The organism is Anaerotaenia torta, assembly GCF_050433395.1.
In the GTDB taxonomy this organism is placed as follows: Bacteria; Bacillota; Clostridia; order Lachnospirales; family Lachnospiraceae; genus Mobilitalea; species Mobilitalea torta.
The window spans coordinates 120,375-142,976 of sequence record NZ_JBNPXH010000015.1 but is presented as its reverse complement, the minus strand read 5'-3'; the positions used below and the strand labels follow the sequence as shown (position 1 = coordinate 142,976).

14 protein-coding genes are annotated in these 22,602 nt (G+C 45.9%); 11 read left to right on the top strand and 3 right to left on the bottom strand.

What is annotated here, in order from left to right; genetic code table 11:
* Window positions 1–36: 36 nt before the first annotated feature.
* From HNQ56_RS21260 to HNQ56_RS21210, 11 genes are all read left to right on the top strand, one after another.
* Window positions 37–1,305, top strand: a complete 1,269-nt coding sequence (locus HNQ56_RS21260; RefSeq protein WP_429150230.1) for an FAD-dependent oxidoreductase — start codon at window positions 37–39, stop codon at window positions 1,303–1,305.
* 182 nt (window positions 1,306–1,487) lie between these two features.
* A complete protein-coding gene (locus HNQ56_RS21255) occupies window positions 1,488–2,426 on the top strand; it encodes an ABC transporter permease (protein ID WP_429150228.1) in 939 nt (312 codons plus the stop codon).
* A gap of 26 nt (window positions 2,427–2,452) precedes the next feature.
* Window positions 2,453–3,343 (top strand): carbohydrate ABC transporter permease, encoded by an 891-nt coding sequence (locus HNQ56_RS21250; protein WP_429150226.1) that lies wholly within the window; start codon window positions 2,453–2,455, stop codon window positions 3,341–3,343.
* A gap of 77 nt (window positions 3,344–3,420) precedes the next feature.
* The gene (locus HNQ56_RS21245; protein ID WP_429150224.1) at window positions 3,421–5,079 is read left to right on the top strand and encodes a DUF3502 domain-containing protein; all 1,659 of its coding nucleotides are present in this window, start codon (window positions 3,421–3,423) and stop codon (window positions 5,077–5,079) included.
* A 131-nt stretch (window positions 5,080–5,210) separates the two neighbouring features.
* Entirely contained in the window at window positions 5,211–6,695 is a 1,485-nt protein-coding gene (locus HNQ56_RS21240; RefSeq protein WP_429150222.1) for a sulfatase family protein, read from the top strand.
* 42 nt (window positions 6,696–6,737) lie between these two features.
* Window positions 6,738–8,291 (top strand): glycoside hydrolase family 3 protein, encoded by a 1,554-nt coding sequence (locus tag HNQ56_RS21235; protein WP_429150220.1) that lies wholly within the window; start codon window positions 6,738–6,740, stop codon window positions 8,289–8,291.
* A gap of 53 nt (window positions 8,292–8,344) precedes the next feature.
* On the top strand, window positions 8,345–14,128 hold the full coding sequence (locus HNQ56_RS21230; protein WP_429150219.1) for a sugar-binding protein: 5,784 nt from the start codon (window positions 8,345–8,347) through the stop codon (window positions 14,126–14,128).
* A gap of 18 nt (window positions 14,129–14,146) precedes the next feature.
* Window positions 14,147–15,781: a glycoside hydrolase family 3 protein gene (locus HNQ56_RS21225; protein WP_429150217.1), complete on the top strand. Its 1,635-nt coding sequence runs from the start codon at window positions 14,147–14,149 to the stop codon at window positions 15,779–15,781.
* A gap of 4 nt (window positions 15,782–15,785) precedes the next feature.
* Complete coding sequence (locus HNQ56_RS21220; RefSeq protein WP_429150215.1) at window positions 15,786–17,249, top strand: sulfatase; 1,464 nt, start codon at window positions 15,786–15,788, stop codon at window positions 17,247–17,249.
* A gap of 96 nt (window positions 17,250–17,345) precedes the next feature.
* Window positions 17,346–17,588 (top strand): SGNH/GDSL hydrolase family protein, encoded by a 243-nt coding sequence (locus tag HNQ56_RS21215; RefSeq protein ID WP_429150213.1) that lies wholly within the window; start codon window positions 17,346–17,348, stop codon window positions 17,586–17,588.
* Window positions 17,588–19,897: a GH36-type glycosyl hydrolase domain-containing protein gene (locus tag HNQ56_RS21210; RefSeq protein WP_429150211.1), complete on the top strand. Its 2,310-nt coding sequence runs from the start codon at window positions 17,588–17,590 to the stop codon at window positions 19,895–19,897. The genes HNQ56_RS21215 and HNQ56_RS21210 overlap by 1 nt, the downstream gene beginning before the upstream one ends.
* 117 nt (window positions 19,898–20,014) lie before the next feature.
* Here the strand turns inward: HNQ56_RS21210 and HNQ56_RS21205 are convergent, their stop codons facing one another.
* Genes HNQ56_RS21205 through HNQ56_RS21195 form a run of 3 tightly spaced genes read right to left on the bottom strand, consistent with a single transcriptional unit; the run spans window position 20,015 to window position 22,434 of the window.
* Entirely contained in the window at window positions 20,015–21,178 is a 1,164-nt protein-coding gene (locus HNQ56_RS21205; RefSeq protein ID WP_429150210.1) for an ABC transporter permease, read from the bottom strand.
* On the bottom strand, window positions 21,168–21,860 hold the full coding sequence (locus tag HNQ56_RS21200; RefSeq protein WP_429150208.1) for an ABC transporter ATP-binding protein: 693 nt from the start codon (window positions 21,858–21,860) through the stop codon (window positions 21,168–21,170). The genes HNQ56_RS21205 and HNQ56_RS21200 overlap by 11 nt, the downstream gene beginning before the upstream one ends.
* The gene (locus tag HNQ56_RS21195) at window positions 21,853–22,434 is read right to left on the bottom strand and encodes a TetR/AcrR family transcriptional regulator (RefSeq protein WP_429150207.1); all 582 of its coding nucleotides are present in this window, start codon (window positions 22,432–22,434) and stop codon (window positions 21,853–21,855) included. The genes HNQ56_RS21200 and HNQ56_RS21195 overlap by 8 nt, the downstream gene beginning before the upstream one ends.
* Between the last annotated feature and the right edge of the window lie 168 nt (window positions 22,435–22,602).

Below are 22,602 nucleotides of genomic sequence, written 5' to 3'. Positions count from 1 at the left end.
CGATAAAAAAGCGATAACAGAAAGAGAGGGTTTATCATGAAAAAATATGATTTAGTAGTACTTGGAGGAGGATTTGCAGGAACGGCGGCAGCTCTTAGCGGAGCCAGAGCCGGTCTGTCGGTTCTGTTAGTGGATAAGTCAAACTGTCTGGGGGGTGCGGCAGTGAACTGTCTTGTTAATCCGTTTATGCCCAATGTCACAAAGGTTGAGGAGAACGGGGCAGCAAGGACCTATCCTTTAAGCCAGGGGATATTTTCAGAGATATTGGAAAGCTTACGGGAAATGGGAGCGGCAACAAAGGGCGGATCGCCTGCCTTTCAGGAAGAATTTCTCAAGATCATCTTAAACAGAATGGCCATCCGGTCAAAGGTGGAGCTTTTATTTCATTCCTACCTCATCGATGCAAAGAAAGAGGGAAACAAAATAAAATCTGTAACAGTGGCAAACAAATCGGGCAGGCAGGAGATCCATGGGAATTATTTCATTGATGCCACAGGTGATGCTGATTTGGCGGTTCTATGCGGCTGTCCCTATCATTTGGGCAGGGAAGGGGATCATCTGTGCCAGCCTATGACCTTGTGCTTTCGGGTGGGAAGGGTGGATCTGGATAAATATGAAAAGGCCCGGCCGGGTATGAATGCTCTCTATCAGGAAATGCAGAAGCAGGGGAAAATAAAAAATGTACGGGAGGATGTTTTGATTTTCCGCACCATGGCCGACGGCGTTCTGCATTTTAATTCCACCCGTATTGTGAAGTGCAATCCGGTGGATGCCTTTGATTTGACAAAAGCAGAGGTTGAAGCCAGGGAGCAGGTGCTGGAGCTGTTCACCTTTATGAAGGAGAATATCGACGGCTTTCAGGAGAGCGAGCTGCTTATGACGGCACCGGAGATCGGGGTAAGGGAGAGCCGGATGATTGACGGAGAATATCTGCTGACCGCCCAGGATTTGGTAGCTTGTACGAAATTTGAGGATTCCATTGCCCTTGGCAATTACGATATTGATATCCACAATCCGGAAGGAAGCGGTACAAGCCATTATTACTTTCCCCAAGGACAATATTATACCATTCCATACCGCAGCCTAATCCCTAAGGAGGTTACTAACCTTCTGGCAGCAGGCAGATGTATCTCCGTAACCCATGAAGCGCAGGCTTCCATCCGGATTATGCCCATTGTCTGCTGCCTTGGAGAAGCTGCCGGTACTGCCGTGAGCGTGGCGGCAGGGAGCGGTGCAGAGGTGAGAGATGTGGATATTAAGGTGCTGCAGGAGCGATTACATAAGCAGGGAGCGGTATTTTATTAGAGCTTACAGCCTGAATACTTGATACTATGATAAAGAATTGCGGTGTAATATCGCAATTCTTTATCATTTATCACAATGCTGGATGCTTTTTTTATGATTTTTTAGATGGTAGTATTAATGCATAAAGAAAAAAGCTTGAAAGGGGGATGCAAGGGTTCTATATGGAACCTGTTGCAGGACAGATGCCAAAATCGAAGAAAAAGGGTTTCCTATATGAAATAAAAAAGAATAAATCATTATTGTTCATGGCGATGCCGGTAGTATTGTATTTTTTTATATTTCATTATTTACCCATGTCAGGGATCATCATAGCGTTTAAGGATTACAACTATAAGGGGGGAATCTTTTTCAGCCCATGGGCGGCTCATCATGGCTTCGAGAATTTCAGATTTTTCTTTCTCTCAGGAAAAGCCTGGTCAATTATAAGAAATACGGTTACCTTTAATTTGATTTTTATGCTTGTCACCCCCTTATTTTCCATGAGTGCGGCAATCTTGATTTCTGAGATGTCAGGAAAATATTTTAAGAAAATAAGTCAGACCATGATGTTTCTGCCCTATTCCATATCCTGGGTTGTTGTAGGAACCTTCATGTATTCGATTTTTAACTATGAACACGGACTTTTAAATTCCATACTGCACAGCCTGAATTTGGCACCGGTTGATGTATATTCCAAACCGAATCTATGGTATTTCATAATGCCGGTGGTGAATATCTGGAAGGGAATTGGATACGGCAGCATATTATATCTCGCCTCTATTATGGGAATGGATCAGGAATGCTTTGAAGCGGCGAGGGTTGACGGTGCCAATGTATTTCAGAAAATATTCTACATCACAATTCCAAATCTGATGCCCACCTATGTAACCCTGCTGCTCCTGGCGCTGGGAAGAGTATTCAGAGGAAACTTTGAAGAATTCTACAATCTGGTTTCCAATGTTCCCACATTGATGGAGCGTACGGATGTTATCGATACCTTCGTCTTCAGAAGCCTGATGCAAAGCTCGGATTTTGGAATGGTTTCAGCCGCCTCCGTCCTCCAGTCGGTATTATGCTTCGTGGCAATTGTGACGGTAAATTCCATTCTCAAGCATTTTAAAAGTGAAAATACATTATTTTAAATCTATCATTCTGAGGTGAACATTTAATGAAAATAAAATCAAAAGATATCACTGCCATCAATATTATTTCACGCTTGTCCGTTGGTTTTACCGCAATTGCCTGTCTGCTGCCTTTTTTGATGGTGGTATCCAACTCCTTTAACACGGAGTCGTCGGTGATCAAATATGGCTTCAGCATACTGCCCAGAAAGTTTACCACATCAGCCTATGAGATGATTTTCTATAACTGGGAACGAATTGCGAGAGCTTATGGAATCACCATATTTGTTACGGTGGTAGGAACGATTTCCTCTCTGGTTCTTTCGGGAATGTTTGCTTATGTTATCTCCAGAAAGGAATTTAAGTACCGGAATGTATTCTCCTTTTACATTTATTTTACCACTCTTTTCAGCGGAGGGCTGGTATCCAGCTACATATTCAATGTAAATTACTTGAAATTAAAGGATACCGTCTTGATTCTGATCCTGCTGCCCATGTTCAGTGTATTTAATATTTTAATTTTGAGAAACTTTATTACAGGCAGCATACCGGACTCGCTTCCCGAGTCTGCCAGATTGGACGGGGCCGGAGAATTCACCATATTTTCACGGGTGGTTTTTCCCCTGTTAAAACCGGCCCTGGCAACCATAGGATTATTTACCGCCCTGTCCTATTGGAATGACTGGAGCACCAGCATGCTGTACATTAATAATCACAGAAGGTATTCCCTGCAATATGTGCTCTATCAAATGTTCCAGAATATCAAGGCTATGATGACGATGGGGGAACATATGATGAGTATGTCGTCCATAGAGCTTCCCTCGGAAACCTTTAAGCTGGCGATGACGGTGGTAGTAACGGGACCGATTGTACTTTTATATCCCTTTGTACAAAAGTATTTTGTAAGAGGCATTACCATCGGCGCGGTAAAGGGCTAGGCTTTGCCTGGAGGAGGAGATAGTTTATCGGGTAATCCCGATTAATTATATAAAAAAATTATGGGAGGAAACTAGAAATGAAAAGAATCAACAGGAAAAGATTTATTAGTGTGCTTATTGTTCTTTGCTTGAGCTTATCGCTGTTAAGCGGCTGCGGACGCTCAAACAATGATCCCGGCAAGACAGAAGAGACCGGAAGTGACAATAAGACAACTCCGACTACAGCGGCTGACACAACAGAGACGAGCACGCCGAAGCCGGAGGATGCCGGGGAAGAGGCTGCCGACGATATGCCGGATACATCAACACCCTTAGTGCTAAAGGGATATACCATTGCCGGAAGCGTTCCGGCGCTGTGGGAAGAGGTACAGGCCGCCGTCAACGAAATATTATCGAAAGAAATTAATACAACAATTGAGATGACCATCGTTCCTATGGGTGATGCAAAAACCAAATTACCCATGGTAAATGCTTCCGGTGAAGAATATGACTTTATGTTTGTCGCACACTGGCTGAGCAATTACGGTCCTGAGGTTGCAAAGGGAGCCTATGAGGAAATCACCACAGATATGCTTGCCAAATATATGCCCAGGTATTATGCGGCAGTAGACAAGGTAAACTTAACGGCGATGTCCATTAATGATAAGCTTTATTGCCTGCCTCAGACCTATAATGCGGTAAATCCCACGGGTGTTGAGATCAGAAAGGATTTAAGAGAGAAGTATGGAATTGGGCCGATTGAAACTACTGCTGATTTAGAAAAGTACATGGCGGCAGTCGCTGAAAACGAAGAGGGCATGATTCCTTTCAATGTCAGTAAAGCGGAAGTAACCACAGGCTTATTCGACTTATACTTCACCGAATATTTTGGGGATTACATGTTCTCACTTCCGGGCCTTACTACGGTTCAGACACCCTATGAAGATGAAACCGGCACGGTTTACAGCCTGTTAGATCAGAAATTCTATGATGCATACAAGAAAACGGCAGAAAAGATGAAGGAATTATATGACAAGGGCTATGTTCCTAAGAATCCCTTCGGCAACGAGGTTCGTTCCAATACTGCATTGATTGAGGGACAATCCGGTGTGGCAAAAAATAACCTGACCGGCTTCGCCATCGACTATGTAAAAGCACAGGGAAATGGCTTTGAACTTGAATTTTATCCCATGACTTCCTCAAAAGGCAGAGTGTTAAAACCGGTAGCAGGTCAGGGAGTTGCCATCAAAGCAGGCAACAAAAATATAGAACGGGTTTTAATGGCGATGGATTATATCTTTGAACATCCTCAAATCGTTGAAATGCTGGAGTATGGTGTGGAAGGCAAGAGCTATGTGGTAACACCGGATGGTAAAATTGACCTCCCGGAAGGAGTGAATGCATCCAATTCACCGTATTCACAGGGTGCGGTTGCCTTCTGGTTCAGTGATGACGCATTTAAGAGGCCTATGGCTTCCTGGCCGCAGCAGAAAATGGACATTCAGACGGAGTATGCCACCAAGGCGGTACAGCCGGTGTTAAATGCCTTAAGCTTAGACGCGGAAGCCTTCAAGACGGAAGCCTCTGCCACGAAGGGCGTGGATGATTTGGAAGGAAATTCTCTGAAGATCGGTATGACGGATGATGTAGACGCTATGATGGATACTTATCTGAAAAAGCTGAAAAGCGCAGGCTATGAGAAGCTGGTTGAAGAAGTAACCAAACAGGCAGAAGCGTACAAAAGCAGCCTAAAGTAATAGAATCAGATTAAGGAACGAAGCGAACTGCGGAGTATCCACTTTTATCAATACCGCCGGCTTTTCGTCGGCGGTATTTTATTGCTGGCTTTTCATTGCCGGCCTTTTTATAAACCGGAGGAGACAGGATAATGAACCAAAAGAGAATGAACTTTGTGTTTTTCTTTCCGGATGAGATGCGGGCTTCCAGCGTTTCATGCTACGGCAATCCGACTGTTAAGATGCCGAACTATGACAGGATGGCAAGGGAGGGAGTGCGTTTTGAAAATTGTATTGTACAAAATCCGGTGTGTTCGCCCTCCAGATGCAGCCTGATGACAGGGCTGTATGTACACAATATGGGGCATAGAACACTGTGGCATCTGTTGAGACCCCATGAACCAAGCCTGCTTCGATATCTGAAAAATGACGGTTATGATATTGCGTGGTATGGAAAGAATGATTTGTATTCTCAGGAATACCTGGAGGAAATCTGTGATGATGTGCAGGAAAAACGAACCGGCTATAAAACAGGAGTTTCTCTGAAAACAGGCCCTGTCCATGGCGGAGAGAATCCCTATTCCTTTGAAGATCCCAAATATTATTCCTTCCTTTATCCCCCCATTAAAAAAGAAGGGGAGGAGATACCTTTGGATGATAATATTGCAAGGGCGGTGGACTTTCTTGAGAGCAGGACAGAAGAGGATAATCCATTTATGCTGTACCTGCCCGTTATCATGCCCCATCCTCCTTATAATGCTTTGGAACAGTTTCACAACATGTATGACCGGGAACAGCTCCCGGATGAAATGATCAGAGCAGGAGAGGCTTCGGGGAAGCCCTCTTTTGCAGAGCTGATCCGTAAATACAGGCGGTTGGAGGAGCTGGAGCCTGAGGTATTTGCAGAGATATATGCAATCTATCTGGGGATGAACAGTTATGCGGACCGGATGCTGGGGCATTTGCTGGATACCCTGGATAAAACCGGACTTGCAGAAAATACGACGGTTATTGTCTGCTCCGACCATGGGGATTGGGCGGGGAATTACGGACTGGTAGAAAAGTGGCCCAATGCCATGGATGATGATCTGGTGCGAGTGCCCTTCCTGATTCGTTCTCCGGGCAACAAAGCGGGTCATGTGATAAAGGAACAGGTGGAAATGTTTGATATTATGCCGACGGTTATGGAGCTGGCAGAGATTAAGGAAAATCATACTCATTTTGCCCGCTCTGTGGTGCCTCAGCTGAAGGGGGCGGCAGGAGACCCGGACAGAGCAGCCTTTGCGGAAGGAGGATATGACCTTCATGAGCCAAACTGCTTTGAAGGATATGCAGGAAGAAATGACAGCCTGTTAGATCCCCGGTTTATCTATTATCCGAAAGCGATACAGCAGCAGGAATATCCCCAAAGCGTCTGCCGTACGGCTATGATACGTACCTTAAGCCATAAGCTGGTTAAGCGGACCTCTGGGGAGAATGAATTATATGACTTGCAGGAGGACCCCAAGGAGTTGAAAAACCAATACAACAATGCGAAATATACAGATATTCGCTTAGAGCTGGAAGCAAAGCTGCTGGAGTGGTACTTAAAAACCTCAGATACCGTACCCCAGGATGACGACAAGAGAACCTTTTAGGCGGATTGAGAAGGATAAACACAGGTATTAAGGAGAAGCGGAATGGAACGGTCAGATTTACGAAGATTAGTCGGTCAGCGTATGGTAGCAGGTTTTGGCGATACGGAAATAAATGAAGATATTAAGGACTTAATCATCAATTATAAGATTGGTAATATCATTTTATTTAAACACAACATTATAAACAATGAGCAGCTTAAAAAACTGTGCGGGGACCTGCAGGACTTAATACAGCAGCACACAGGACAGGAGGCTTTTATTGCCGTTGATCAGGAAGGAGGAATGATAACCAGACTGGGACAGGATGCGGCTAATATGCCCGGAGCCATGGCAATTGCTGCAACGGGGAAGGTAGAGAATGCTTTTCTTTCAGGGAAAATAACAGGGGAACAGCTGTCAAGCGTAGGAGTAAATTTTGACCTGGCACCGACAGTAGATGTGAACTCCAACATGCACAACCCGGTTATTGGAGTGAGAAGCTACAGCGATAGGCCGGAGGAAGCCGCAAGGTATGCTGTGGCGATGACAAAGGGTCTGCTGGAAGGAGGCGTTTATGCCTGCGCAAAGCATTTTCCGGGACATGGGGATACCAATGTGGATTCTCATGTGGGATTACCCTTAATTGATAAGGATATCAATGAGCTGGAGGAATGCGAGCTAATTCCCTTCCGGCGTGTAATTGAGGCGGGAATTCCGGCGGTGATGACGACCCATATCCTGTTCCCAAAGATGGAAGAGGGAAACGTACCCGCTACGATGTCACATAAGATCATTACCGGTCTTTTAAAAGAAAAGCTGGGCTTCAAGGGTCTGGTAGTGAGTGACTGCATGCAAATGAGCGCCATAAAAAAATATTACGGAACAGCGGAGGGCAGTCTGCAGGCGATTAAGGCTGGTGTGGATTTGGTTTTTATTTCACATACCGCGTCCATTGTCCGTGAAGTGTCCGATAAGCTGACAGAGGCCCTTGAGACCGGCGAGCTGTCTGTGAGGGATATGGAGAATGCGGTAAAGAAAATCATAGGCTGCAAGGAGGAACTAAGGAAGAAGAAAAGGGCTCACGGCTTTGATGCAGAGAAGGGAAGAGAAACGGCCTTTGAATTACTGAAGCAGAGTATCACTCCTGTGAATTTTCCGGCAGAAGGTTTTTCTGCGGGAAACCAGCCGGTATTTATTGGCGCGCCTGCGTTTCGTGCCAGCAATGTGTCCAATGAACAGGAGGCTGCCCAGTTTGCGGATTATATGGAGGAGAATATGGGAGGAACGGGTATCCGCATATCCCCTGATCCCGGCAAGGAAGAAATAGCGGAGGTAATAAAGAGGGTAAAAAAAGAAAAGGCTGTAACCGGCATTGTGATCGGCACCTATAACGGCCATCTGTACACAGGACAGATGGAGTTAGTCAGGGCATTGGCAGATCATTATTCCAATATTCTGGTAATCGCCTTAAGAAATCCATATGACTTAAGGGAATTGCCAAAGGGAGTATATGGGATAGCTGCTTATGAATACACGCACAAAAGCCTTAGGGCAATTACAGAGCTATTACAAAAGCAATTTGTGCCGAATGGGGTGCTGCCGGTAAAAATGGGCTAAAGCCAGGAGGAGAAAAATTCTTACCAACACAACTATATATGGGAGGTTTTACAATGGGGAAAATGAAAAAATACATTGCAATACTTTGTACAATTGCAATGGTTGTCACGGCTTGGTTTCCTGCATCTTATGGATTGGCGATGCCTGAAGCAGGTCCGGCTGCTGCCCAGGAACATGCGGCGGCCAGAATGAAGATAGACACGGAAAACGGACCTTGGACAGGTTTTTTCCAAGGGATCAGTGCCACGGCTGTCGGGGATACCTATCAGGCATCCCTTTGGATGAAAGGAACCGGTAAGGTTGTCGTGAGGCTGCGAAATTCCGCAGGTCAGGATTATACCAATCAGGTTCTGGTAGCAAAGGAAGAATGGACAAAATACGACTTAACGGAGGCTGTCGTAACAGGAACAGATGGGATTGCGATCTGGGTGTTTGCATCTCATAAGTGTGATATCCTGATGGATGATTTCATTTTGAATAAAAAAGGAAGTGAAGATAATCTTTTGCTTAATCCAGGCTTTGAAGAGGGCTTTCTAAAATGGGGCGGAGCCTCTTTGAATAATCCCTCTTTAGTATGGCTTGACCGGGAGAACGGACGTATTGCGGGAGCGGAGCCTACCCCGGAGCCCACCGTTGCTCCGACTCCTACCGATATTCCAATTCCTGCTCCAAAGGGCAGTGCCGTTAAGGCGAAGATAAATGAGACGAAAAATCCCTGGAAGGAGCTTTCGCAAGGTATCCAGACCGTTTCAGGCGGAGTGTACCAGCTGTCTTTCTGGATAAAGGGAACGGGTAAAATCAAAACAGATTTGAAGAATTCTGAGGGCACAGCTTACCCGGTTGGCAGCGGCTGGGTGACAGCAACTGATACCTGGATGAAATATACCTTACCCGATTTTACAGTAGAGGAAGCAGAGGATATTAACCTCCTTATCAATGTATTTGGGCCGTGTGAGATTCTGATGGATGATTTCTTCGTGGGCAAAAAAGGAAGCAATGTGAATCTTTTGAGTAACCCGGGGTTTGAGGAAGGCCGTGAAGGATGGGGCGGACCGGCCTGGGATTATAATCCAACCTTTTTAACCATTGATACGGAGAACGGACATATTATCGAACCGGAGCCGACGCCCATCCCCACCCCGATTCCGACCCCCATACCGGATACGGATACCAGCGCTGTCAGGGTAAAGATAGAAGACCCGGCGGCATACTGGAAGCCTTTCTTCCAAGGGGTAGATGCCGCAGTGGGAGATACCTGCCAGGCATCCCTGTGGATGAAGGGAACCGGACAGATTACCGTACGGCTGCAAAGCTCTAATGGCAGCAAGCAGTATAGCAATCAAGTGCTGACGGCAACCGGCGGATGGAAGAAATATGATTTGCCGGAGACTACGGTGACGCAGGAAGGCGGCATTGCCATCTGGGTTTTTGGGTCTCATAACTGTAACATCCTGATGGATGACTTCTTTTTGGTTAAAAAGGGAAGCGATGTTAATCTTTTGAGCAATCCCAGCTTTGGAGACGGAAAGACCGGATGGGGCGGAGCCGGTTGGACTTATACGCCGGCCTTTCTGACCATTGATACCGTGAACGGAAGGGGAGCGATTGCCGGCCCGTCGGCCAGCGCGGTTAAGATGGAGATAAAAGGCTCCATTCCCTGGAGACCTTTCTTCCAGGGAGTAAGCGCCGCAGCAGGTGAGACCTTCCAATCCTCCTTCTGGATGAAGGGAAGCGGACGGGTAACCGTACGGGTACAGAACACGGCAGGCAATGTACAGTACAGCACACAGGTGCTGGAAGCTACTGAGACCTGGAGGAAGTATGATTTGCCGGAGACCACGGTAACAGATGCAGACGGCATCGCCATCTGGGTCTTCGGAACCCATGAATCGGATCTTTGGATGGATGATTTCTTCTTAGGCAAAAGCGGAAGCAAGGAAAACCTTTTGATTAACCCGGGCTTTGAGGAGGGCTTTTTCAAATGGGGAGGAGGCGCCTTAAACGCACCTTATTTTGTGTGGATTGATACGGAAAATGGGCGTATAGAGGAAAAATTAGACGAAGAGGGACTGATTGACGAATTAGATGATTCCTCTAAGATACATAATTACACAGAAGAGGAAGGCAGCTATGGGGTAAGCTGGAGCAGCGAGTCTCCTAAGGATTTTGAAGGGGATGACAAGAGACTGGTACAAAGGAACAATCTGGCGGCAGGTTCAAGGGCTTATGTGGTCTATCATACGGCTTATGATATTAAATCCTTTACCGCGGAAGTATTCTATAAAGCCGGGGATGCGATAAGAGACATTTCCGTTTCTGTTTCGGCAGATAATAGCACCTATACGGCGGTTCCCCTTGACCAATTCACCGAGCAGGGAACATGGCAGAAGGTTGTATTCGGCAATTACAGCATGCCCGTTAATAATGCAAGATATATTAAGGTTGAATTCCCGGAGGCTATGGCAGGGTATGACAGCGGCGCAATTCAGATTTCAAGAATTATTGCGAATTTGAGCACTCCTTTTGTAATAGCATCGGGGGATTATACCACGGGTATCTCCCTTTCCTGTGCAGATCCCAATGCGAAGATATACTACACCTTGGGCAGCAGCCAGGTAGATGCAGAATTCAAGGAACCTATTCCTGTCAAGGGCAATACGCTGATATCAGCTTATGCAAAGCTGCCCGGGAAAGAAAAGAGCATCACAAGACAGTTTAGGTATGTGTCGGAAAGTGAAATTATAATTGATAGATTCGGGCAGGTAAAGAACAAAAGCTTTCCCGGAAAGGTGATGAGTGATCAGGAGCTGCTGGATGATGCGGAAGCAGACAGAACCTACTACGGATCGCTGAATCCCCCGGAAAGGGATGAGTACGGAGGGCTTCCGGGAAGCGGAGCACAGTATGGATTAGATGCGAAGGGCTTCTTCAATATCCAGAAAATCGGCGACAGATATGTCATGGTTGACCCGGCGGGCAATGTGTTCTACAGCTCAGGTGTCAACAGTATCGTTGGTACCGGAATGACCCGTGTTGACACGAGGGAGCATATCTTTGAATGGCTTCCGTCACCGACGGAGGAAGGCGGCAAATATCAGGCGGCATATCAGAATACAGACGGTTTTTCATGGCATATTGCAAATCTGATTAAGAAATATGGCAAATCCTTCTCAGAAGCCGAGTTATATGGCGAAAGAGTAAGCCGTATGAAGAAATGGGGCTTTACCAGCGAAGGAGCCTGGGCAAGAACCCCTCAACAGGGAACGAATCCATACAATTTCCCCCAATATGGTTTTATCTATTTCCCTACAGATGCAAAATACTATGTCGGCAACGCGGAATGGAAGATGTTTGATGCCTATCGCGAGGATGCGGCCAGCGTAATCTCCGCCAGCATGAAATCCTTCAAGGTTGACACCTATAAAGACGATCCCTGGATTATAGGGTGGTTCTTTGGCAATGAGGCGAAGTACCAGCAGTTTAACACGGCGGTAACGGGTGCCGGCGCCTCCGGCAGTGCCACCAAGAAAGAATTGGTTACTATGCTGGAAGAGAAGTATACAGACATTGCTGCAATGAATGCAAACTGGAAAACCACGTATACAAGCTTTGCCGAGCTGTTAGGTGCCGGCATGCCCATTAAGACAAATGAGGCTTATGCCGATATGCTGGAATTCTTTGAACAGTATCTGGACAAATATTATTCAACGGTGGAACAAGAATTCCGCAAGCTAAATCCAAATCATATGCTGGTAGGAGACCGCTTTTTGGTAGCACCGATGAACAATGGCGATTCCAGAAGAATCATCAGCAAGACAGCAGGTAAATACATGGATGTGTTATCCTACAATTATTACACAAACAATGTTGACCTGGACAGAATAAAAGAGATGACTGACTTGGCAGGAAAGCCGGTTATGTTTACCGAATTTCATTATGCGGAGCCTACCCACGGGTTAAATGGCGGAATCAGAGTGGTAGAGAATGAAGAGCAAAAGGGCAAGGCTTACAGAAATTATGTGGAGCATGCGGCAGCATCCGGCCTTGTGGTAGGAACCCATTGGTTTGAATATTTGGATCAGCCTGCGACAGGGCGTTATCTGGAAGGCTTTAACGGAGAAGCCTATGGAATTGGTTTAATTGATGTAACCGACAGACCGTACAAAAATCTGTTAGAGCATGTTATGGAAACTAACTACGACATCTACGACCTTGTACTTGGCCGGAAGGAGCCTTACGAATATTCGCTGGCGCCGGAAAAGCCTTCGGATCAGGTTGTGGAGATTCAAAAGGCAAAGGCTCCAATTGTAATCGACGGCGAGAAGGACGCGCAATGGCCGGCAGGAGAACCCCTTTATCTGGATGAGAAGCATCAGGTTGACGGATTGGTTAGAAAAGGCACCTCTGCTAATATCGATGTGGCCTGGGATAATGATAATCTGTACGTGTATGCACTTATTAAGGATGACACGCCGGGCCTGAATCCTTATCCGCTGCCGGATAACCCCAGTAGAGGGATAGCCTGGATATGGAACGGAGATGCTCTTGAATTATTTGTAGGACCGGAGGAGCTGGAAGCAAAGGGTCAGCTGAGAGAGAAGGATTCACAGGTTATTATCAGTGCCAAAGGTCTGTATTACTGGTATAATTATAATAAAGTGGAGCAGCCTGCCATTGTTACTGCCGTGAGGTTGGATGAGGTAAATAAAGAGTATGCCATAGAAGCGGCCATTCCTCTTGCATTACTTGGAATTGAGAACGCTCAGCACGGGCGAAAAATAAGATTTGATGCAGGCTTTGACAATGGAGATGGAAATGCAAGAATTGGCCAGTATTTCTGGAATGGTGTGGAAGGAAATGCACAGAACAGAGACAAGTGGGGAACCGCGATTTTAATCGGAGAGGAAGAACCGACGGCAACACCGAGTCCGACACCGACAGCGGCGCCGAGCCCGACACCGACGGCAACGCCGAGCCCGACACCGACGGTAACACCAGGCCCGACACCGACGGCAACGCCGAGCCCGGCACCGACGGCAACGCCGAGCCCGACACCGACGGTAACACCAGGCCCGACACCGACAGCAGCGCCGAGCCCGACACCGACGATAACACCAGGCCCGACACCGACAGCAGCGCCGAATCCGACAGCAACACCAAGCCCGACACCGACAGCAACGCCGGAACCGACACCAACAGCAACACCTACACCAACTCCTGTTGTAGTGAAGCATGATAAAAAGACTGCCACTGTATCGATTAAGGTGAAGTCTGAGAAGGGAGCAGCTGAGATAGCTGGGGATGTACTGAATGCTTTAACCAAACAGGCAGTTCAGAAGAAAGCAAAGGCCATTGAGATAGCAGTTGATGTTCCGAAAGGGGCGACAGAGATAGAGGTTACATTACAGAGAAGTGCATTTGAAAAACTGGCGGATAGCACAAAGGCCGAAGTCAGGATGAATGCCGGTATCGCAACTGTTATTCTGGATGGAAAGGCTATTGATTCTATAAGCAGCAGTGCGGCGGGAGGAGATATCAGGGTATCCATCCGGGCTGTGGACAAATCAACCCTTACGAAAGCGGCGAGGGCTGCGGTTGGTGATAAATCAGTGTATGAGATTGTCGTCACTTCAGGGAATAGAGTTATATCTGAATTCGGAAAAGGAAAAGCAGAGATTACGGTACCATATACCCTAAAGCCCGGCGAGAAGACGAATTCCGTTGTTGTTTATTACATCGATAATTCCGGAAAGCTGGTCAAGATAAAAGGAAAATATGATAAAGCTAAAAAGACAGTAAAAATAGTGCATACCATATACGAATATAGTAAAAAATAACAAATTGGAGGAATTCCTGTGCTAAAGCCTATTACAGAACAACAGCGTAAAAAAATTGACGGATATCTTACTGAAATGACATTGGAAGAAAAGCTTTCCCAGGTGCAGTGCATCATGGGAAGCTCCTGGACTGCGGAAGAAATTAAAGAAGTTGCAGGAAAGGAAAAGGTAGGCTCCATTTTCATTGGAAATCAGACAAAAGAGAGGTTTAAGGAAATTGCCGATGCAGCCGAGGGTGCCGATATCCCGGTCATCATCTGTGCGGATCTGGTGCACGGTGCCGGCGCCAGAATGTTCGGCGTGACTGAATTCCCTCATTACATGGCATGCTCCGCCGCGGATTCGGAAGAGTATGTGGAAAAAATGGGAGAGATTACAGCCAGGGAAGGGCGGGCGTTCGGGGTACACTGGGCCTTCGGACCTGTGGTGGACCTATGCCTTGAAAAGAATAATCCGATGATGCATGTCAGAACCGCTGGAGATAATACGGAACAGGTATTAAGGATGAGTAAGGCTTTTGTAAAAGGAATTCAAAAAGAAGGTTTGATGGCGGCAACCCCAAAGCATTTTCCCGGTGATGGAACGGATGCGAGGGATACCCATATTACGACGCTTATTAACGGGTTAAGCCGGGAAGACTGGGAAAAGAGCTATGGGGTTATCTGGCGGGGGATCATAGATTCCGGAGCGATGGCTATTATGAGCGGACATATCGCACTGCCTTTTATTGATCCTCAGTACGAGGGCGAGGCAGAAAGGTATAAGGGTCCCCGCCCGGCCACCATAAGCTCTAAAATACAGATTGACTTTCTGAGGAAGGAGCTGGGCTTTGAAGGCCTGGTTGTAACGGATGCGCTGAATATGGTAGGCTACGGCGCTCATATCCGCAGAGAGGAGTATGGCTGGAGGCTATTGGAGGCAGGAGCGGATATGCTGTTATGGACAAATCCGCCGAAGGATACTCCTTTCATGATGGAAGCCATAAGGCAGGGAAAGCTGTCAGAGGAACGGGTAAATGAAGCGGTAAGGAGAGTTCTGGAATTAAAGGCCAGAGTAGGGCTTCTGGAGGAAGAAAGAATCTATCCTGCAGTGACGGAAGCGGAGTTCCGGCAGAATAAAAGATTGGCGCAGGAGGTGGCTGACAAGAGTATTACCATTGTCAGGGATGTGTTCCATTCCCTTCCGATGAAGCATTTGAAGCCAGGCTCAAGGGTGCTGACCATTACCGCACAGTATGTGGAGGGATACCGGACGACGAGGGATTCCTATGATCTGGTATTTGTAGATGAGGAACTGAGGAAACGCGGATTTGAGGTGGATCATCTGCTGAATCCAAAGGATTCAAGCCAACTGAGCCAAATAGAGAAGGATTATGATGCTATTTTTATCAATATCAAATATACACCTCGTTATGGAAGTGTAAGAATGTATGGAGATTCCTTCCTGATGTTTCAGAATTCATGGTGGGTAGAAAATAAAAAAGTAGTATTCACATCCTTTGGTGAACCCTATAAGCTGTATGATCTGCCATCCCTTCATAATTATGTAAATGTTTACAGCAATACGGAGGTGTCCCAGAGAGCAGCCGTAAAAGTATGGCTTGGAGAAATAGAGGCAGCAGGAAAATCGCCCGTAAAACTGGAGGTGTATTAGACAGATGAAATCAATCATGATTATGTTTGACACTTTAAACAGGCGCATGCTGCCGCCTTATGGCTGCGGCTGGACGCATGCTCCTAATTTCCAGAGACTGGCACAGCGGACCGTTACCTTTGACAATTGTTTTATAGGCAGTATGCCCTGTATGCCCGCAAGAAGAGAATTGCATACAGGAAGAGCTAACTTCCTTCACAGAAGCTGGGGGCCGGTGGAACCTTTTGATGATTCCATGCCGGAAATCCTGAAAAAGAACGGAGTTTATACCCACTTAGTCAGCGACCATTACCACTATTGGGAGGATGGAGGAGCGACCTACCATTCCCGTTACAGCACCTGGGAGAGCGTTCGCGGACAGGAGGGCGATCCGTGGAAGGGGGAGGTAGCAGATCCTGAATGGATCGAACAGCTTGGAAAGAGTAAAGGCATTCTCTGCCGGCAAGACCAAATCAACAGGAAATACATGGCGAAGGAAGAGGATCAGCCCCAGGTAAAGACCTTTGAAAAGGGAATTGAATTTATACAGACTAATTATAAGGAGGACAACTGGTTCTTACAGATTGAAACCTTTGACCCTCATGAGCCGTTTTTTACGCAGCAAAGATATAAGGATTTATATCCTCATGAATATGAAGGGCCTCAGTTTGACTGGCCTGATTACCGCAGAGTGACGGAGACGGCAGAACAGGTAAACCATTGCCGTTATGAATATGCGGCGTTATTAAGCATGTGTGACAATTATCTGGGCAAGGTGCTTGATGTAATGGATTCCCTTGATTTGTGGGAGGACACATTGCTCATTGTCAATACGGACCATGGTTATCTCTTAGGAGAGCATGACTGGTGGGCGAAAAATGTTCAGCCCTTTTATAATGAAATCGCCCACATTCCGTTGTTTATCTGGGACCCCCGTTCCGGAGCAAGAGGGGAGAGGCGGGATAGCCTGGTGCAGACCATAGATTTGGCGCCCACTCTCCTGGAATTCTTCGGGGTGGATATTCCCAAGGATATGCGGGGAAGAAGCTTAAAAGCCGTAATCAGCCATGATGAGCCTGTAAGAAAGGCGGCTCTTTTCGGAGCCTTTGGAGGTCATGTGAACTGCACGGATGGTAAGTATGTGTATATGAGAGCGCCCGCGTCTCCTAAGAACCAGCCATTGTATGAATATACCCTGATGCCCGCGCACATGAGCAGAATGTTTGATGTGACGGAGCTGCAGGATATACAGCTGCAGGAGCCTTTTGAATTTACGAAGGGCTGCAGAACCATGAAGATCATGGCAGGGAGCAATGATGAGATGTTCAAGTTCGGAACCCTGCTATTTGATTTAAAACAGGATCCGTATCAGCAGCAGCCAATTCATAATCCGGAGCTGGAAGAGGAAATGCTCTCCCATATAATAGAGCTTATGAAGGAAAATGACGCTCCGGCGGAACAATTTGAGCGGTTGGGGATATCGGTATAATGAGAAGCAGAAAAGCCGGTTATATTACAGAAGAAGACAGGCATGAAAGTAGAAAACTTTCATACCTTGTGATTTGTGCGCAGATGGGGGCCCAGTATGATAATAGAAAAGAATTCAAAAATTGTGTTTTTTGGCGATAGCCTTACACGCAGGTCCTGGATGAAGGATACCTCTGTCATAGCAAGAAGATATGCGTTGGATTATTGTGAAAGCTATGTGGATATCCTTTTGAAAAAAATTCTGGTCCGGTATCCCGAGCTGGAAGCGGAAGCATACAACAAAGGGGTGGGCGGCGATACGACAGTGGATTTGCTAAAGCGCGTCCAGGAGGATGTTTAATGAAAAAGTTGGGTTATTTTTCCGAGAATGGTTCGGAGTATGTGATAACGCAGACGGATGCGCCAAGACCTTTGCTGAACTACCTATGGAATTCCCGTATAATGTCGGGAATCAATCATTTTGGAGGAGGCGTCGGAGCCTATGGGGCAAAGGCGGCAGCTTATATTGATTCAGAAGGAAAAGGGCGGGCGACCCTGATCAGAGACGGAAACAGATATTTTTATGTGCGGGAGGAAGAAACGGGCGAGTTCTGGAACCCCGGCTGGTATCCGGCTAAAAAGCCATTAGAGGAATATAAATGCATTCATGGACTGGGCTATTCTTCCATAGCCGGAGCGAGCAACGAGGTAAAGCTGTCTGCCCGCGTATTCGTAAATGCAGAGGACCCGGTGGAACTATGGACATTATCCTTAAAAAATGAATCCAATCGTCCCAGAAAGCTAAAGGTGTACTCCTTCGTTGAGTTTTCCTTAGAGGGGTATGCAAGGTACAGCGAGTATGATTCCTACGTTTCCTGCGAATTTGACGTAAGCCGCAATATGATTGTAGCTCACAACACCGCACAGGAAAGACCGCATGACTGGTTTGACGGATTTATCGCTTCCAGTGCTGCTGTAACAGGCTTTGATACCAGTAAAAGAGCCTTTCTGGGAACCTACGGGGATATTACCGCTCCCCTTGCGGTAACAAAAGGACAGTGTTCCGGCAGTTTGGCAGCCTGTGAGCTGATGGTAGGTGCTCTTGAGAATAGCTTTGTATTAGATGCAGGAGAAGAGGTCAGCTATCATGTACTCATCGGCTCTACAAACTCTACCCGGGAAGCCGGAAGAATGGTGGAAAAGCTGCTGGAGCCCGGGAAAATCGAAGGGGATTTCGAGAAGCTTCTGGCATCAAAAAAGAAAATGAAGAAGGACATTACAGTCAGTACTTCTGTGGAGAAAATAAATCATATCACAAACATCTGGGTGAAGCAGCAGGTTCAGCTGTGTGCGGAAGCCGGAAGAGCAACCGGAAAAGGCTTCCGAGACCAACTGCAGGATTCCTGGGCGGTAGCCGCTTTCAATCAGGAGCTGGCCAGGATAAAGATTCTTGAAACCTTAAAGCATGAATACAGCGACGGCAGATGTGTCAGAGGATGGCTTCCTTTAGACCATCATATTTATTCCGATGGCCCTACCTGGATTTCTCCTGCGGTGAATGCTTACATAAAGGAAACAGGAGACTTTGGCTTCCTGGATACAAAGGTATCTTATCTGGATGAAGGGGAAGGAACGGTTTGGGAGCATATCCTGACCGCGGTGCGATATTCTTCGGAGGATCTGGGAGAGCGGGGGCTGGTCTTAGCGCATGACGGCGATTGGAATGATTCCCTGAACGGAATAGGTGTCGGCGGGAAGGGAGAAAGTGTCTGGACTTCCATTGCATTATATTATGCTCTGCTGAACACGGCTGAAATAGCAAGAGAAGTAAAAAAGGATGCCTCCCTTCATGGGGAGATGTTAGAACGTGCCGGGAAGATAAAGTCACAGATTAATGAAACGGGATGGGATGGGGACTGGTATCTGGCGGCTTATAATGATGACGGCGAAAAGGTGGGAACCCATACGGAAAAAGAGGGAAGCATCTATCTGAACAGCCAGACCTGGGCTGTCATGACCGGAGTCGCGGAAGGGGAGAGAGTAGATCAATGCTTCAAGGCAATCGATGAAAAGCTGGATTCCCTCTATGGCCCGCTGACCTTATACCCTCCGTACACATCCTATAAGCCCTCCATCGGAAGACTGACAGGCTTCGTACCGGGAATATGGGAGAATGGAACTCCGTACTGCCATGGAGGGACCTTCAAGATCGTTGCCGATTGCTGTAAAGGCCGCGGCAATGAAGCTTACCAGACCCTGATGAAAATCATGCCGGACAGTGACTTAAATCCCTCCGGGCATTCAGGCTGTGAGCCTTATGTATTTACCAATATGTACTTCGGACCGGATAATCCGAGAGCCGGAGAAACCGCATTTGCCTGGGTGACGGGGACAGCCGGATGGATGTTCCGCTCCGTGACACAGTATATGCTGGGCTTCCACCCTGACTATGACAGCTTTACCATCAACCCCTGTATTCCGGAGGATTGGGAAACCTGCTCCATGAGGAGACTTTTCAGAGGCGATATTTATCAGATTAATATTATAAACCGCAATCGTTCCCAGTATGGTATTGCCAACATAACCGTAGATGGCAGGCTGATAGAAGGAAACAATATAAAGCTGTTTGGAGATGGAAAAGAGCATCATATTATAGTGGAAATGAAATAGTGCAGCGTTCGAAATGCCTTAAATCCTTATAAATTAAAGGACTTAAGGCATTTTTTGAATTTACGTCCAGAAAAGAGATATCCTGCGGATAGTATGAAATTAATACATCGCCCTCCGCTATTCAAACATTATTTCTTTGATAGAGATTTTCTTTATCTTCTCAGAGTAGGTGTACATCACAATTTCGTAAATTACAATAAAAGTAACAAGGGAAATGAGCATAACAGGAAAATTGAATTCATATACCGGAACGCCCTCAACATCCTTAAATACGATATTAACCATAATTCTGAGTAAGGCATATTGATACACTGTTCCAATGGCAAAGCCGATATACGCCATAGGACGGTATCCTCCAAGGAGTGCCCGACAGCATTCTTTCTGTGAATAACCAAACACTCGCATCATTGCAATGGTTTTTGTATTATTATTTATTACTGTTGTTATTGCAAGAAAAAGCGTCGTACAGGCTAAAACAATTCCAATCAGCATTATCATCGCTCCCATCATAACACTTGCCAATTCATTCATACTAAAGGACATTTGTGTCATTGCAGAAAAGCAAAAGGAAGCGAAGATAATGAAAAACACAAGTGTCTTTTTACTTTTCAAAATATTCTTTTTCAAGTCATCGATAAAGGAACCATCATTATTTTTGGCTGTCTTATGTTTCTTCCCCTTGAAGGAAGCCTGAACATTTTCCTTCAAAAGCGCCAGCACAGGCATTCGGAGTTTATAACAGGCATAACAAACGGAGAGAATGGAAAAAGCAACTGCCGGTACGATCACCAGATACAGAAGAAGCGTCGGGTGAAAATGTACGGAGACGTCCGGCAGGATTTTATCCTTATTCTGCATCTTATACAAAGATGGCATCAGAAGAAACGCCCCGCAAAAACCGAGCATTGTTCCAATAAAGATAGTTATTCCAAACACCCAGAAGTTTTTGGCTATTTTCAAATTAGAATACCCAAGAGCTTTTAATATGCCAAGCTCCTTTTTGTGGGTATCTATATAATGCTTGATGTAGAAGAGCAGCATAATGACAGAAGTAATCAGCAGGCAGCCCCCGCTGACCATACTGACCACTTTTGCAGTGGAAACTTGTGCATCATAAAATATCATCATTTGTTCTGATGTTATTTCTTCTTGAATCCCGATAATATCCATATTAAAATTCAAAAACAGTGTACATACAAGGACTGCACAGCAAGCGATGATAGAAATTCCCATAAGTTTTGCGGCATCTTTTATTCCTACCACCATATTATCACCATCCAATCTCATAAGCGGTTTTCTGTGTTTCATTGTTGCAGATTTCCGATATTTCTCCGCTATTCATCTTTATAACAGTATTAGCCATTTCTGCAATATTCAGATTGTGCGTTACCATTACGATGGTAAAGCCATATTCCTGTTGTAGCTTGCAGATATAGTCAAGCACCTGCCGGCCTGTTTGTTCATCCAATGCACCTGTAGGCTCATCCAGGAATAAAACCTTTGGCTTCTTCGCCAATGCTCTGGCAACCGACACCCTTTGCTGTTCCCCTCCCGAAAGCTCGCTGGGATATTTATGCAGCTTTTCTCCGAGTCCTACCGCTTTAATAGCTGCCTTATAATCTTTGTTTCCCACTAGATCCGCACCCATTTTCACATTTTTATCAACGTCCATATTGGACAATAAATAATACTGCTGAAAAATAAAGCCAACCTTTGCCTTCCGAAATTCAGTCAATTCAAAATCGGAAAGAGCGGTAATATCTGTTGTATCATAAAAAATCTTGCCGCTGTCCGGGCGTTCAAGACCGGAAATCGCATTCAAAAAGGTAGATTTTCCTGAACCTGAAGCTCCGAAAATAACGGTGAAGCTGCCGTCCTCGATGTTAAGGCTGATCCCCTTTAATACTTGGAAGCGGCTTTCATCCCTTCCGTAAAATTTTGTGATTTCTCTGATGTCAATCATGATCTTTCCCCGCTTTCATTTTTCTTAAAAGACTGATGAATACTTCTGTGATCATTCCGCTGATTTCTTCTCCTGTAAAACAGCACATCTTGGTGGCGCATAAGGCCGCAATACCATGGGAGTATATCCATAGGTGATGGTATAGCTTTTTGGCAGAGGCATCCCCTATCCCATAATCTTTTTGAATCGAAATAAGAATTTCTTTATAATTATCATCAATCAAAGGCAATATGTTGGATAAATCGGGGATATGTTTCTGTTCTGTCATAAAAAGAAGCTGAAACAGCTTTGGTTCATTTACCGAGAACAGGATATACTGGGTTCCCACACCCTTGAAAGATGGTTTTTCAGATAACCCTCTTTCAATATATTCTTTGTAAAGTGTTTTAGCTGCCTCAACCACTCCCTGATGTACTTCCTCCATACTTTGAAATACTGTAAAAATCGGTCTTGCCGAGCTGCCAAGCTTTGTACCCAATGCCCGGGCGGTCAAGGCCTGAACACCGTCTGTTCTAACGATATTTAATGCATTTTCTATAATTTCATCTTTTGAAAACTTTGCTTTTGGCGGCATATCAGTATCCCTTTCCATTCTAAAACGATTGTTGTGCAACACATGTTTTAATTGTAATTAATCCTGTTGTTAAAGTCAATAGGTGGCGGGGATTTGTATTATTTAAAAGACGAAATATTTAATTTACATGAAAGTAATGAGATGGTAAGATAGAGTGAAAGGTTCAAT

Bases quoted from the DNA above. Each gene is read 5' to 3' on its own strand.
- HNQ56_RS21260 (WP_429150230.1), top strand. From the start codon at position 37: ATGAAAAAATATGATTTAGTAGTACTTGGAGGAGGATTTGCAGGAACG.
- HNQ56_RS21255 (WP_429150228.1), top strand. From the start codon at position 1,488: ATGCCAAAATCGAAGAAAAAGGGTTTCCTATATGAAATAAAAAAGAAT.
- HNQ56_RS21250 (WP_429150226.1), top strand. From the start codon at position 2,453: ATGAAAATAAAATCAAAAGATATCACTGCCATCAATATTATTTCACGC.
- HNQ56_RS21245 (WP_429150224.1), top strand. From the start codon at position 3,421: ATGAAAAGAATCAACAGGAAAAGATTTATTAGTGTGCTTATTGTTCTT.
- HNQ56_RS21240 (WP_429150222.1), top strand. From the start codon at position 5,211: ATGAACCAAAAGAGAATGAACTTTGTGTTTTTCTTTCCGGATGAGATG.
- HNQ56_RS21235 (WP_429150220.1), top strand. From the start codon at position 6,738: ATGGAACGGTCAGATTTACGAAGATTAGTCGGTCAGCGTATGGTAGCA.
- HNQ56_RS21230 (WP_429150219.1), top strand. From the start codon at position 8,345: ATGGGGAAAATGAAAAAATACATTGCAATACTTTGTACAATTGCAATG.
- HNQ56_RS21220 (WP_429150215.1), top strand. From the start codon at position 15,786: ATGAAATCAATCATGATTATGTTTGACACTTTAAACAGGCGCATGCTG.
- HNQ56_RS21215 (WP_429150213.1), top strand. From the start codon at position 17,346: ATGATAATAGAAAAGAATTCAAAAATTGTGTTTTTTGGCGATAGCCTT.
- HNQ56_RS21210 (WP_429150211.1), top strand. From the start codon at position 17,588: ATGAAAAAGTTGGGTTATTTTTCCGAGAATGGTTCGGAGTATGTGATA.
- HNQ56_RS21200 (WP_429150208.1), bottom strand. From the start codon at position 21,860: ATGATTGACATCAGAGAAATCACAAAATTTTACGGAAGGGATGAAAGC.
- HNQ56_RS21195 (WP_429150207.1), bottom strand. From the start codon at position 22,434: ATGCCGCCAAAAGCAAAGTTTTCAAAAGATGAAATTATAGAAAATGCA.